The organism is Streptomyces sp. CRCS-T-1 (genome assembly GCF_024442335.1).
Classification (GTDB): domain Bacteria; phylum Actinomycetota; class Actinomycetes; order Streptomycetales; family Streptomycetaceae; genus Streptomyces; species Streptomyces koelreuteriae.
Genome location: NZ_CP101651.1, coordinates 4251997 through 4265812, shown reverse-complemented (window position 1 = coordinate 4265812; position 13816 = coordinate 4251997). Strand labels below are relative to the sequence as shown.

General features: G+C 70.9%; 12 protein-coding genes and 1 tRNA gene. 7 read left to right on the top strand and 6 right to left on the bottom strand.

Annotated elements, in window-relative coordinates; genetic code table 11:
* The first annotated feature begins 5 nt into the window (after nt 1–5).
* From NNW99_RS19240 to NNW99_RS19220, 5 genes are all read left to right on the top strand, one after another.
* On the top strand, nt 6–2036 hold the full coding sequence (locus NNW99_RS19240) for a copper resistance CopC/CopD family protein (RefSeq protein ID WP_215120370.1): 2031 nt from the start codon (nt 6–8) through the stop codon (nt 2034–2036).
* A gap of 6 nt (nt 2037–2042) precedes the next feature.
* The gene (efeB, locus tag NNW99_RS19235) at nt 2043–3332 is read left to right on the top strand and encodes an iron uptake transporter deferrochelatase/peroxidase subunit (protein WP_215120369.1); all 1290 of its coding nucleotides are present in this window, start codon (nt 2043–2045) and stop codon (nt 3330–3332) included.
* 62 nt (nt 3333–3394) lie between these two features.
* A complete protein-coding gene (gene pheA / locus NNW99_RS19230) occupies nt 3395–4327 on the top strand; it encodes a prephenate dehydratase (protein ID WP_215120368.1) in 933 nt (310 codons plus the stop codon).
* Nucleotides 4328–4845: 518 nt separating this feature from the next.
* On the top strand, nt 4846–6123 hold the full coding sequence (serS, locus tag NNW99_RS19225; protein ID WP_215120367.1) for a serine--tRNA ligase: 1278 nt from the start codon (nt 4846–4848) through the stop codon (nt 6121–6123).
* Complete coding sequence (locus tag NNW99_RS19220) at nt 6120–6923, top strand: HAD family hydrolase (protein WP_215120366.1); 804 nt, start codon at nt 6120–6122, stop codon at nt 6921–6923. The genes serS and NNW99_RS19220 overlap by 4 nt, the downstream gene beginning before the upstream one ends.
* A 21-nt stretch (nt 6924–6944) precedes the next feature.
* Here NNW99_RS19220 and NNW99_RS19215 read toward each other — a convergent pair.
* The 6 genes from NNW99_RS19215 to NNW99_RS19190 all read right to left on the bottom strand — a co-directional run bounded on the left by NNW99_RS19215 (nt 6945) and on the right by NNW99_RS19190 (nt 11158).
* Nucleotides 6945–7050 (bottom strand) — tRNA-OTHER (locus tag NNW99_RS19215).
* A gap of 268 nt (nt 7051–7318) precedes the next feature.
* Nucleotides 7319–7543 (bottom strand): hypothetical protein, encoded by a 225-nt coding sequence (locus NNW99_RS19210; RefSeq protein ID WP_215120365.1) that lies wholly within the window; start codon nt 7541–7543, stop codon nt 7319–7321.
* Between the two features lie 102 nt (nt 7544–7645).
* The gene (locus tag NNW99_RS19205; protein WP_215120364.1) at nt 7646–8365 is read right to left on the bottom strand and encodes an ABC transporter permease; all 720 of its coding nucleotides are present in this window, start codon (nt 8363–8365) and stop codon (nt 7646–7648) included.
* Between the two features lie 9 nt (nt 8366–8374).
* Nucleotides 8375–9286, bottom strand: a complete 912-nt coding sequence (locus NNW99_RS19200; protein WP_184593781.1) for an ABC transporter ATP-binding protein — start codon at nt 9284–9286, stop codon at nt 8375–8377.
* Complete coding sequence (locus NNW99_RS19195; protein WP_215120363.1) at nt 9283–10200, bottom strand: ABC transporter permease; 918 nt, start codon at nt 10198–10200, stop codon at nt 9283–9285. Before NNW99_RS19195 ends, NNW99_RS19200 begins: the two co-directional genes overlap by 4 nt.
* The gene (locus NNW99_RS19190) at nt 10190–11158 is read right to left on the bottom strand and encodes an ABC transporter ATP-binding protein (protein ID WP_215124355.1); all 969 of its coding nucleotides are present in this window, start codon (nt 11156–11158) and stop codon (nt 10190–10192) included. The genes NNW99_RS19195 and NNW99_RS19190 overlap by 11 nt, the downstream gene beginning before the upstream one ends.
* Before the next feature lie 182 nt (nt 11159–11340).
* Between NNW99_RS19190 and NNW99_RS19185 the strand changes: the two genes are divergently transcribed.
* Together NNW99_RS19185 and NNW99_RS19180 are read left to right on the top strand one after the other, a co-directional pair.
* The gene (locus tag NNW99_RS19185) at nt 11341–13098 is read left to right on the top strand and encodes an SDR family oxidoreductase (protein WP_215120362.1); all 1758 of its coding nucleotides are present in this window, start codon (nt 11341–11343) and stop codon (nt 13096–13098) included.
* A gap of 160 nt (nt 13099–13258) precedes the next feature.
* On the top strand, nt 13259–13807 hold the full coding sequence (locus NNW99_RS19180) for an RNA 2'-phosphotransferase (protein WP_215120361.1): 549 nt from the start codon (nt 13259–13261) through the stop codon (nt 13805–13807).
* Nucleotides 13808–13816: the final 9 nt, after the last annotated feature.

The following is a 13816-nucleotide window of genomic DNA, read 5'->3' as shown; positions in this document are numbered from 1 at the left end:
TCCCCGTGACTCAGACCATCGCCCCCCGCGTCCGGACCCTGGTGCTGCTGCTCCTGGCCGCGGCCTGCGCACTCCTCGCGGGAGCCGGCCCGGCCTCCGCGCACGCCGCGGTCACCGGCAGCGACCCCGGGCAGGGGGCGGTGGTCCAGGAGGCCCCGGCCCGGATCTCGCTCACCTTCTCCGAGCAGGTCGCGCTGTCCGACGACTCACTGCGCGTGCTCGACCCCGACGGCAAGCGCGTCGACACGGCCGAGCCGTCCAACGTCAGCGGGACGACGTACGCCGTGGGGCTGAAGCCGGGTCTGCCCGACGGCACGTACACGGTGGCCTACCAGGTCGTCTCCGCCGACAGCCATCCCGTCGCCGGCGCCTACACCTTCTCCATCGGCGCCCCCTCCAAGACCTCCGCGACGGTCTCCCAGCAGGCGACCGACGACGGGCTCGTCGGCTGGCTGTACGGCTTCGGGCGGTATGTGTCGTACGCCGGGTTCATCGTGATGGCCGGTGGTGCCGCCTTCGTCCTCGCCTGCTGGCGACGCGGCTCCGGGGTACGTCCGGTGCAGCGGTTCGTCGTCTCCGGGTGGCTCGCGCTCACCGCCGCGACCCTCGCCCTGCTCCTGCTGCGCGGCTCCTACACCGGCTCCGGGAAGGTCGCCGACGTCTTCGACCTGTCCCTGCTCGGGCAGGTGCTGGAGACCAAGACCGGCGCGGCCCTGGTGTCCCGGCTGCTGCTGCTCGCCGCGGCGGCCCTGTTCATCTCCGTGCTGTTCGGGGCGTACGACAAGCGTGAGGACCCCCAGGAGAGGCGCGACCTGACCTTCGGTCTCGCCATCGGCGGCGTCGTCGTGGCGGCCGGGCTCGCCGCGAGCTGGGCGATGTCCGAGCACGCCTCGGTCGGGCTCCAGGCCGGCATCTCCATGCCGGTCGACGTCGTCCATCTGCTGGCCGTCGCCGCGTGGCTCGGCGGGCTCGGCGCGCTCCTGGTCGCCCTGTACCGGGCCCCCGCCGACACACCCGTGGACGCGTCGGCCGTACGCGACTTCTCCCGGGTCGCCTTCGGCAGCGTGCTCGCGCTGATCGCGACCGGGACGTACCAGTCCTGGCGCCAGCTCGGCTCCTGGTCGGCCTTCACCGACACCCGGTACGGGCAACTGCTCCTGGCGAAGATCGCCCTCGTGGTCGTACTGGTCGGCGTCGCGTGGATCTCGCGGCGCTGGACGGGGCGGCTGGTGGAGGCGGTGCCTGCATCGGCGGAGCGGGAGTTGACGCGCGTGGGTGCGGGGGCCGGCGCCTCCGGCGACACGGACGCCGACGTCACCGGCGATGACCGGACCGGCACGAGCACCGGCCGTGACGCCGACGAGCAGTCCGACCCCGAGCCCGACAGCCCTGGGCCTGACGACACGGAGTCCGACGAAGCCGAGCCCGCCGACACCGACCCCGCCGACACCGAGCGCGCCGCGCAGCTCGCCCGGCAGCGGGCCGCTCGGGACACCGCCCGGCGCAAGCAGCTCCGGGACGCCGATCCCAACCGCTTCGGGCTGCGCCGCTCCGTGCTGGCCGAGGCCGGCATCGCGGTCGTCCTGCTCGCCGTCACCACCGTGCTGACGCAGACCGAGCCGGGCCGTACGGAGCAGGAGGCCAAGGCGGCCGCCTCGTCCTCCGCAGCCGCCTCCGCCGACGCCGGGGCGTCCGGGGCGCTGACCCTGAACATGCCGTTCGACACCGGCGGCGAGGACGGCAAGGGCATCGTCACGGTCGACCTCGATCCCGCGCGCGTGGGCGACAACGAGATGCACGTCTACGTGGAGCGGCCCAACGGCCGGGCCTTCGACATCCCCGAGGTCAAGGTCGACTTCACCTTGAAAGCCAAGAACATCGGGCCCCTGCCCGTCACCCCGGACCACCTCGCTACCGGACACTGGTCGGCGAACGGAGTGCAGATCCCCATGGCCGGCGACTGGAAGGTCGACGTGACCGTGCGGACCTCCGACATCGACGAGGTGACCGTCTCCAAGAACGCGCAGATCGGCTGAACGACCATGGTTGACCAGTCCACTCCGGAGACCCGTACTCCCGGCACCGCCCCGGGGGAGACCGAAGCGGCCTCCGCCCGGGAGGGCATCTCACGGCGCCGGATGCTCGGCACCGCCGGTGCCACCGGGCTCGTGCTCGGTACGGCGGGCGCGGCCGGGGGATACGCCGCCGCCCCCTCCGAGGCAGCCGCGCCGCTCACCTCGCTCGGCACCGACCGGGCGATGTTTCACGGGAAACATCAGCCCGGCATCACCGAGGCCCTCCAGGCCCGCGGCCACGTCGTCGCCTTCGACCTGGCGGCGGGCGCCGGCCGCAAGGAGGCCGCCGCCCTGCTGCGCCGCTGGTCGGAGACGGCCCGGCGGCTGATGGCGGGCGAGCCGAGCGGGCACGACGACACCGACGTGGCCCGGGACGCCGGACCCTCGTCGCTGACGATCACCTTCGGCTTCGGCCACAGCTTCTTCGCCAGGACGGGCCTGGAGAAGCAGCGCCCGGCCTCCCTCGACCCGCTGCCCGAGTTCTCCTCGGACCAGCTCGACAAGAACCGCAGCAACGGTGACCTGTGGGTGCAGATCGGAGCCAACGACTCCCTGGTCGCCTTCCACGCCCTGCGCGCGATCCAGAAGGACACCGGCTCGGCGGCCCGCGTCCGCTGGCAGATGAACGGCTTCAACCGCTCGCCGGGCGCCACCGCCCACCCCATGACGGCCCGCAACCTGATGGGCCAGATCGACGGCACCCGCAACCCGAAGCCGGCCGAGTCCGACTTCGACCAGCGGATCTTCGTGCCGGAGAAGGGCGAACCGGCCTGGATGGCGAACGGCTCCTACGCTGTCGTACGCCGGATCCGGATGCTCCTCGACGACTGGGAGAAGCTCTCCGGGAAGGCGCAGGAGGACGTGATCGGGCGCCGCAAGTCCGACGGGGCGGCCCTGTCCGGGGGCACCGAGACGACCGCGATGGACCTGGAGAAGACGGACGCCAAGGGCAACCTGGTCGTCCCGATCAACGCCCACGCCCGCATCACCCGGCCCGACCAGAACGGCGGCGCGGCGATGCTCCGCCGCCCGTTCTCCTTCCACGACGGCATCGACACCGACGGGGTGCCCGACGCGGGTCTGCTCTTCATCTGCTGGCAGGCCGATCCGCTGCGCGGCTTCGTGCCGGTGCAGCGCAAGCTCGACCGCGGCGACGCCCTGTCGCAGTACATCCGGCACGAGTCGAGCGGGCTGTTCGCGGTGCCGGGCGGGGCCGCCAAGGGCGAGTACGTGGGGCAGAAGTTGCTGGAGGGGTGAGAGTCCGCCTCTGGGCGGTCTTGTGGGGGATGTCGATTCCACGGGCCCATTAGGGTGAGGTCATGCCAGCGAGCTATGCGTATCTCGGCCCTGAGGGCACCTTCACCGAAGTCGCCCTGCGCACGCTTCCCGAGGCCGCCACCCGGGAACTCACCCCCTACGTCTCCGTCCAGTCCGCGCTCGACGCGGTACGAACCGGCGAGGCCGAGGCCGCGTTCGTGCCGATCGAGAACTCCGTCGAGGGCGGCATCACCACCACCCTCGACGAGCTGGTCGCCGGCGCCCCGCTGATGATCTACCGCGAGGTGCTGCTGTCGATCACCTTCGCGCTGCTGGTCCGCCCGGGCACGAAGCTGTCGGACATCAAGACGGTCTCCGCCCACCCGGCCGCCCAGCCGCAGGTGCGCAACTGGCTGAAGAAGCACCTCCCGGACGCGCACTGGGAGTCGGCCGCCTCGAACGCGGACGCCGCCCGGCTGGTCCAGGAGGGCCAGTACGACGCCGCCTTCGCCGGTGAGTTCGCGGCCGCCCGCTACGGCCTGGAGGCCCTGGAGACCGGGATCCACGACGCGGAGAACGCCCAGACACGGTTCGTGCTGGTCGGCCGGCCCGCCCGGCCCGCGGCGCCGACCGGCGCGGACAAGACGTCCATCGTGCTGTGGCAGCGCGACGACCACCCCGGCGGTCTGCGCGACCTGCTGGGCGAGTTCGCCACGCGCGGCATCAACCTGATGCTGCTCCAGTCCCGGCCCACCGGTGCCGGCATCGGCAACTACTGCTTCTGCATCGACGCCGAGGGCCATATCTCCGACCGCCGGATGGCCGACGCCCTGAAGGGCCTGAAGCGGATCTGCCTCCAGGTGCGCTACCTCGGCTCCTATCCGCGCGCGGACGTGCGGCCCGGGGATGTCCAGCCGCCGCGGCTCGGGACGTCGGACGAGGAGTTCGTGGAGGCGGCGGACTGGGTGGCGCGGTGCCAGGACGGCCGGTTCTAGGCCGGTCGTACCTGGTGATTTTCGTTATCCACAGGAGTTATCCACAGGTCCGCTTCTCGACCTGGGGACAAGTCGACAACGCAGCGCGATTCAGTCGACAAATCGCCCTACAAGGCCCGGATGGGTCCATCAGCAGGCAGGACGCCCTTCGTCTACCGTTTTCCCTTGCGTAACTCTTCAGGGGGACCCAATTGCACTCGAAAGTGAGGACGGGGCAGGTTTGCACCGGGAATTCCGAGGGGCGCCCAGCCTTCCGGAGTGATCAATTCCGAAGTCCACAGATCTTCCACACAGCCTGTGGATAACTCTTCGGAGGGTGTGGATCCCTGTGGACAACCAGACCCCAAGTCCCGTTCCGCACAAGGAAATCGAGTCAATGCGGCGCCTCACAGATGCCCCGTTCCGGGGGAGGAGCGCTTTTTTATTGACACCGACCGCAATTCGGCCATAACGGTACGTAATACACGACCCCAATAGTGAGTCGTGAGCGGTCACCCCACACCGGTAGCCTTGGGCGCGTGATTGACCTTCGCCTGCTCCGTGAGGACCCCGACCGTGTGCGCGCGTCCCAGCGCGCCCGTGGAGAGGACGTCGCGCTCGTCGACGCCCTCCTGTCTGCCGACGAGCGGCGCAGGTCGTCCGGCGTCCGCTTCGACGAGCTGCGCGCCGAGCAGAAGGCGCTCGGCAAGCTCATCCCCAAGGCGGCCGGGGACGAGAAGGCCGAGCTGCTGAAGAAGGCCGGCCAGCTCTCCGCCGACGTCAAGGCGGCCGACGCGGACCGCGACGCGGCCGACAGCGAGACCCAGGAGCTGCTCCAGAGGCTCGGCAACCTCGTCCACCCGGACGTGCCCGTGGGCGGCGAGGAGGACTTCGTCACGCTGGAGACGCACGGCTCGATCCGCGACTTCGCCGCCGAGGGCTTCGAGCCCAAGGACCACCTGGAGCTCGGCCAGATCCTCGGCGCGATCGACGTCGAGCGCGGCGCCAAGGTCTCCGGCTCGCGCTTCTACTTCCTGACGGGCGTGGGCGCGCTCCTGGAGCTCGCCCTGGTGAACGCGGCGATGGCCCAGGCCACCGCGGCCGGCTTCACCCCGATGCTCACCCCGGCCCTGGTCCGCTCCCAGTCCATGGCGGGCACGGGCTTCCTCGGCCAGGCCTCCCAGGACGTCTACCACCTCGCCGACGACGACCTCTACCTGGTCGGCACGTCCGAGGTGGCGCTGGCGGCGTACCACATGGACGAGATCCTCGACGCCGACCGCCTCCCCCTGCGCTACGCGGGCTTCTCGCCCTGCTTCCGCCGCGAGGCCGGTTCGCACGGCAAGGACACCCGGGGCATCTTCCGCGTGCACCAGTTCGACAAGGTCGAGATGTTCTCCTACGTGGCCCCGGAGGACTCGCAGGCCGAGCACCAGCGGCTGCTGGAGTGGGAGAAGCAGTGGCTGACCTCCCTGGAGCTGCCGTACCGCGTGATCGACGTGGCCAGCGCCGACCTGGGTGCCTCGGCCTCCCGCAAGTTCGACTGCGAGGCGTGGATCCCGACCCAGGGCAAGTACCGCGAGCTGACCTCGACCTCGGACTGCACCGAGTTCCAGTCCCGCCGGCTGTCGATCCGCTTCCGTGACGGCAAGCAGGTCAAGCCGCTGGCCACGCTCAACGGCACCCTGTGCGCCGTACCGCGCACGATCGTGGCGATCCTGGAGAACCACCAGCAGCCCGACGGCTCGGTGCGCGTGCCCGAGGTGCTGCGTCCGTACCTGGGCGGCCGGGAGGTCCTGGAGCCGGTGTCCAAGTGACCACCGGTTTCCCCTACAAGCTGATCGCCACCGACCTCGACGGGACGCTGCTGCGCTCCGACGAGTCGGTGTCGCCCCGCACCCGTGACGCGCTCGCGGCGGCCACCGCCGCGGGCGCCGCGCACATCGTCGTCACCGGCCGCGCGGTCCCCTGGACCCGGCACATCCTCGACGACCTCGGCTACCAGGGCCTGGCCGTCTGCGGCCAGGGCGCGCAGGTGTACGACGCCGGCGCCCACCGCCTGCTGACGTCGGTGACGCTGGACCGGCAGCTCGCCGGGGTGGCGCTGGCCAAGATCGAGGCGGAGGTCGGCCCGCTGTACCTGGCCGCGAGCCGCGACGGTCTGGACGGAGAGGTGCTGGTCGGCCCCGGCTACGCGGTCCAGGGCACCCTCCCCGCGACGCCCTTCACGGACGCGTCGGACCTGTGGAGCGCGCCGCTGAACAAGATGTACATCCAGCACCCGACGCTGTCGGACGACGAGCTGTGCGAGGTCGCCACGCGCACCGCCGGCGGCTTCGTCAGCGTCGTCATGGCGGGCGAGGGCATCGTCGAGCTCCTCCCCCTGGGCCTGTCCAAGGCGACCGGTCTGTCGCTGGCGGCCCGCCGGCTCAAGGTGAAGGCGGCCGACACGATCGCCTTCGGCGACATGCCCAACGACATACCGATGTTCGCCTGGTCCTCCTACGGTGTCGCCATGGCGGACGCCCACGAGGAGCTGAAGGCCGTGGCGGACGAGGTGACGTCCTCGAACGAGGAGGACGGGATCGCCGTGGTGCTGGAGCGGTTGCTGGGCTGAGCCCTCGGGGCTTGCGTGCGGCGGAGGATGCACGGATCGAACGTGCGCGGGCTGTTGAAGCCCGACCGCGACTCGCTTCTGATCAAAAACAGAGCAAGCCAGTGCCTTACCACTCGGCCAATCCTCCGGGTGGGCGGCCCACGCGAGTGCGATTCGCGTGCTCGAAGCGGCCGCCCCGGGCAGCTCCCCGTATGGGGCGAGTTCTACGGAGTGGGGTAGCGACTACTCCGGAGCCCGCCGCGGGCTGCCCTGAAGGGAGCTGGACGTACTGCCGTGCATGGGCATCGTCCCGCTCCTCTCCCAGAACTCGACGCCGGACTTCCTTGCCCGGCGGGGTGAACACAACCACTCTGCCCGCCGGGCGAATTGGACGCCACCGAATAAATCGCCCGGCGTCAGCGCCTGCGCCATCCGCGCCGCCGGACCTTGCTGAAGAACCAGCCCGCGGGCGGCTCGTCGGAGCGCCAGGGCTGCGGCTCCGGCTCCTCACGGCGCCAGCGCTCGGCGAGCATCCGGGCCCGGGCGGACGGCTCGGAGGTCTCGGCGGAGCGTATGAAGTCGTCGTCCAGAACGAGGTCGTCCCAAGCGTCGTCCTCATGCTGAGCCTTGTCGCCCGCCATCCCGGTCTCCTCCCAGCCGTCCAACTCCCGTGTGGTGCCCCTACATCCCGTTTGCCCAGTGTGCCCCGACCGAGGTGATGCCCCCGTCAAGGCCGGGGCACCTCACTCCTCGCCGGCGAGGGTCAGTGAGCGCAGCTTCTGACCGGCGTACCAGGTGGCGAGGACCGTGACGCCGACCAGCAGCACCGTCGCCGTCGTCAGGCCGACGTCCGAGGTCACCATGTCTCCGCCGGACACCTTCTGGGCGACGGCCAGCGACCACTGCTGGACGCTCAGCGTGCGGGCACCCGGCACCAGGGAGCCGAACAGGGCCTCCCAGACCAGCGCGTAGACGAGGCCGAACACCACCGCGTGCCGGGAGACCGTGCCGAGCAGCAGGAACATCGCCGCGTACGCGATGGAGGCGACCAGGGCCGCGATCGTGTAGGCCACGGCGATCTGCTGGCCGTTGCCGTTCAGGATGAACCCGGCGATGAGCGTCGGCACCGCGGAGAACACCATCGTCACGGCGACGGCGACGATCAGCTTGGTGAAGATGATGGTCGGCCGTTTGATCGGCTTGGACAGCAGATACACCACCGAGCCGTCGTCGATCTCCGGCCCGATCGCGCCCGTTCCGGCAATGACGCCGATCAGCGGCACCATCGTGGCGAGGGCGAGCCCGCCCAGCAGGTCCGAGGCCGTCTGGTCGTCCGCGCCGGTGAGACCGCGCACCGCCACGGCGATGACGATCAGCAGCAGGGGCAGGGCACCGAGGATGAGGGCCCGGCGCCGGCCGAGCAGGGCCCGGTAGGTGAGCCGGGCGACTGTGGGGTCATACATCAGGGCCTCCTACGCCGCGACCAGGTACGAGAAGACGGACTCGAGGGACTCGTCGGACGGCGAGACCGTGAGCAGGCGGATGCCGTGCTCGCGCGCCACACGCGGCAGCAGAGCCGTGAAGCGGCCGAAGTCGACGGCCTGGATGCGCAGCGCGCCCTCGGCGTGGTCGACCTCGATCCCGGACGTCGACGGGTCGGCGATCAGCGCGGCCGCGAGGGCGCGGTCGTCGCTGGAACGCACCAGGTAGCGGTGCGGCCGGTCGGTCATCAGGCGCCGGATCTTGCGGAAGTCACCGCTGGCGGCATGCCGGCCGGCGACGACGACCTCGATGTGCCAGGCGAGTTGCTCGACCTCTTCGAGGATGTGGGACGAGAACAGCACCGTGCGGCCCTCGTCGCCCATGCGGCGCAGCAGGTCCATCAGCTGCATGCGCTGGCGCGGGTCCATGCCGTTGAAGGGTTCGTCCAGCAGGAGCAGGGACGGGTCGTGGACCAGGGCGGAGGCCATCTTCACGCGCTGGCGCATGCCCTTGGAGTACGTCTGGATCTTGCGGTCCTGCGCGTACTCCATCTCGACCGTGGCCAGCGCCTTCTGGGCCGCCTTGGCGCCCAGGCCGTGCAGTTCGGCGTTGGCCAGGACGAACTCCTTCCCGGTGAGGAAGTCGTACATCGCCTCGCGCTCGGGGACGACACCGATGTGCCGGTAGATCTGCTCGTTGCGCCACACGGGCTGCCCGTCGAGCGTGACCGTGCCGGTGGAGGGGGCGAGGAAGCCGCCCATCATGTTGATGAGGGTGGACTTTCCGGCGCCGTTGGGGCCGAGGAGGCCCGTGACGCCGGGGCCGATGGTCATGGTGATGTCGTTGACGGCGACCACGTTGCCGAACCAGCGGGAGACATGGTCGATGGAGAGCGTGGTCACAGTCCCACCTTCTTGTAGCGGCGCATCAGGAGGCCGTAGCTCGCCGCGATCAGGCCCAGGGCGACGAGGACGAAGACGACGCCCTCGGCGTTGCTCGGGCCCACCCCGCCGGGGAAGGCGGAGGTCGCGCCGAGGAACGCGGACTGCACCCCGTCGACGAGCGTGATCGGCGAGAACAGCCCGATCAGCGGCACGGCGTCGCTGCTGCCCTGGACGTCGGCGATGGCCTGCAGGGTGGAGACCGCGCCGTAGGTGATGGTCAGCACGGCGATCACGGCCGCGATGCCGAAGCCGCGGCGCGGGGTGAAGGACGCGATGACCAGGCCGATACCGGCGAACAGCAGTGAGAGCAGTGCCACGGAGACGAGTCCCTGTGCGAATCCCTTGGTCTGGTCGGCGAAGTCGAGCTCGGCCAGCAGCGCGCCCACGTAGAGCACGAGCAGGGGAGCGGCCGTGAGGACGAACAGCGCCGAGGCCAGCGCCGCGAACTTGGCGAGGACGTAGTCGGCGGTCTCGATGGGCCGCGAGAAGTACAGCGGCACCGTCTTGAAGCGCAGGTCCCGCGAGACGGACTGGGGTGCCTGCGAGGCGACGTACAGGCTGATGACGGCCTGCATGACGATCGCGTAGCGCGTGTAGTCCACGGGCAGGGCGCCCGCCTTGGTGGCGACCGCGACGGCGACCATGATGGCCGCGGGCACGCACATCACCACGAACAGCAGCATCGGCAGCACCTTGGACTTCACCGAGCGGCCGAGGCCGTAGGAGCCGCGCAGGGACTGCGAGTACAGGGAGCGGCGGGCGTAGGCGCGGCCGAGGCGCGGGCCGTCGTAGCTGCGGTAGCCGATGTTGTGGATGCGGGTCTGGTCACCCGGTGCCGGGGCCGATGTCCCCGTGGAGTGCTCAACCGCCATGGCCGACCGCCTCCTTCCGCTGCTCGCGCTCGTCGCTGTTCGTGAAGACCTCGGAGATGTGGTGCCGGCGCTGCTCCATGCGCACCAGGCCGAGTCCGAGGTCGGCGATCACGTCCCGGACCAGGTCGTACGTCTCCTCGCCCTGGGCGGTGAGCAGCAGCACGTGGCCGGCGCCCGGCAGGCCGCTGCCGTCCTCGACGCTCACCCCGCGCGCGTCCAGCGCGTCGCGCACCGCGCGGGTGCCGTCGGGGTGCTCGTCGGTGTCGGTGACCTCGATGGCGAGGGTCGTGGTGGTCTGGGTGAAGTCCGTGGTGGAGCTGGAGCGCAGGAGCTTGCCGCCGTCGATGACGACGACGTGGTCGCAGGTGCGCTCCAGTTCGCCCAGCAGGTGCGAGGTGACCAGGACGGAGATGCCGAAGTCGGTGTGGATCCGGCGGATCAGGCCGAGCATCTCGTCGCGGCCGACCGGGTCGAGGCCGTTGGTCGGCTCGTCCAGGAAGACCAGCTGGGGGTCGTGCACCAGGGCCTGGGCGAGCTTGACGCGCTGCTTCATGCCGGTCGAGTAGCCGCCGATGGGGCGGTAGCGCTCCTCGTACAGGCCGACGTGGCGCAGGGTGTCGGCCGTGCGTTCGCGCGCGGCGGTGGGCGGCAGGCCGGACATGCGCGCCATGTGGACGACGAACTCGGTGGCCGAGACGTCCGGCGGCAGGCAGTCGTGCTCGGGCATGTAGCCGACCCGCTCGCGGATGTCGGCGCCCCTGGTGGCGACATCGAGGCCGAGCACGTCGGCGCGGCCCTCGGTGGCGGGGGACAGACCCAGCAGGATCTTGATCAGTGTGGACTTGCCGGCCCCGTTGGCTCCGACGAGTCCGGTCACACCGGGCCCGACGTCCACGGAGAGCCGGTCAAGCGCGGTCACCCTCGGGAACCGCTTGCTCAGGCTTTCGGTCGCGATCACAGTCACCCTTCGAAGGTAGGGGCCACGGGCGTGGTGGTCGTCACTCCGCAGAGCTGTATCCGGGTCACCCTGGAGTAGTACGGGCCCTTAGGGGACCTGCTGCCTGAGAGTTACCACGACCGGGGAAGCAGCCCGACCCGCGCGCTATTGACGATTTCTCTAACAACTGCCAGATTCGCCGGATGACGTTGCTCACGGGCGCGCGGGAGCGCTGGGTACGGACCGGCGAAGTCGAGCTGTGCGTGGCCGAGCTGGGCGATCCGAGTCGCCCTACGGTCGTCCTCGTGCACGGCTACCCCGACAGCAAGGAAGTGTGGTCCGAGGTCGCCGCGCGGCTCGCCGGGCGGTTCCACGTGGTGGCGTACGACGTCCGCGGCCACGGCCGGTCGACGGCGCCGCGGCCGCTGCGGGGCGGGTTCACGCTGGAGAAGCTGACGGACGACTTCCTGGCCGTCGCGGACGCGGTCAGTCCGGACCGGCCCGTGCACCTGGTCGGGCACGACTGGGGCTCGGTGCAGGCCTGGGAGTTCACCACCGTCCGGCGCACCGAGGGCCGTATCGCCTCCTTCACCTCGATGTCCGGGCCGTCCCTGGACCACTTCGGCCACTGGATCGACCGGCGCGTGAAGCGGCCCACCCCGCGCCGGGTCGGCCAGCTCCTCGGGCAGGGCGCGAAGTCCTGGTACGTGTACCTGCTGCACACGCCCGTGCTGCCCGAGCTGGCCTGGCGCGGCCCGCTCGGCAAACGCTGGCCGAAGGTCCTGGAGCGGGTGGAGAAGGTGCCGCGCGACGGCTACCCGACCTCGTCCCTGCCGTCGGACGCGGCGCACGGCGCCTGGCTGTACCGGGACAACGTGCGGCCCCGGCTGCGCAGGCCGCGCCCGGACGCGCACGCCCACGCACCCGTGCAGCTCATCACGCCCCTGGGGGACCGGTTCCTGTCGGAGCGCCTCTACGACGAGCTGGAGCGGTGGGTTCCGAAGCTGACCCGCAGGACGCTCCCGGCGGGGCACTGGATCCCGCGCACCCGTCCGGATCAGCTCGCTTCGTGGATCGGGGATTTCGTGAGGTCAGTCGAGGACGGCCGGTCCCCGGCGGCGTCGGGCGGCAGGCACGCCGAGCGGTTCTCGGGGCAGCTCGTGCTGGTCACCGGGGCGGGCAGCGGCATCGGGCGGGCGACCGCGCTGGCGTACGCGAAGGCCGGCGCACGCGTGGTCGCCGTCGACCGGGACGGGGAGGCGGCGGCCCGCACCGCCGAGTCGTCCCGTCTCCTGGGCGCCTCGGCGGCCTGGGCGGAGACGGCCGATGTCTCCGACGAGCAGGCCATGGAGAAGCTCGCCGAGAAGGTCAGCCTCGAGTACGGGGTGGTGGACGTCCTGGTCAACAACGCCGGGATCGGGCTGTCCGGGTCCTTCTTCGACACCACGCCGGAGGACTGGAAGAAGGTCCTCGACGTCAATCTGTGGGGCGTGATCCACGGCTGCCGGCTCTTCGGCCGGCGGATGGCCGAGCGCGGGCAGGGCGGCCACATCGTCAACGTGGCCTCTGCGGCGGCGTATCTGCCGTCCCGGGCCCTGCCCGCCTACAGCACCTCCAAGGCGGCCGTGCTGATGCTCAGCGAGTGCCTGCGCGCGGAGCTCGCCGGGCAGGGGATCGGCGTGACGGCGGTCTGCCCCGGCATCGTCAACACCGCCATCACGTCGACGGCGCACTTCGCCGGGGCCGACGCCCAGGAGGAGACGAGGCTCCAGCAGCGCGCCGCCCGTCTGTACGGGCTGCGGAACTACCCGCCGGAGAAGGTGGCCGCCGCGATCCTGCGCGCGGTGGAGCGCGACGAGGCGGTCGTTCCGGTCACGCCGGAGGCGCGGGGTGCGCGGGTGCTGTCGCGGCTGGCACCGGGGATGCTGCGGAGGATCGCGCGGATGAAGCCGCCGATGTGACGGCCCGTGCGGCGGCGGGGCGGGCCCAAGCCCCCGGTTTCGAGGGCTAGTTGTCCACAGAACCGTCAATTCCCCTGTGGATAACAGTACTTGGCTGTGGATCAAACCTCGGAAGCAATACTCGATCGCGTGATTCGCGTCTCTCCCGCACTCTGGTGGGATGGACGAAAGACGCACCGTGAAGGTGTCCAAGTATCTCTCGAAGCATCTGCGCCACCAGCCCGAGCGGATCGGTCTGGCGCTCGAGGAGGGCGGCTGGGTGGAGATCGACACACTGATCGCCGCGGCCGCCGCGCACGGCTTCCGCTTCACCCGCGACGAACTGGACCATGTCGTCCTCACCAACGACAAGCGCCGGTTCGCCGTCGAGGGCACCCGGATCCGCGCCAGCCAGGGCCACAGTGTCGAGGTCGACCTCGGGCTGCCGGCGGCGACCCCGCCCGCGCACCTCTACCACGGCACCGTCGCCCGTCACCTGGACGCGATCCGGGTCGAGGGCCTCAGGCCGATGAACCGGCACGACGTGCATCTCTCCCCCGACCGCGAGACGGCGACCCGTGTCGGTGCCCGCCGAGGCCGGCCGGTCGTCCTGACGGTGGACACGGCCGCCATGCACCGCGATGGCCATGTCTTCCGCGTGAGCGCGAACGGCGTGTGGCTGACCGAGGCCGTACCGCCGGGATATCTCCGCTTCCCCGGACCCCGCTGACCCGCTGAG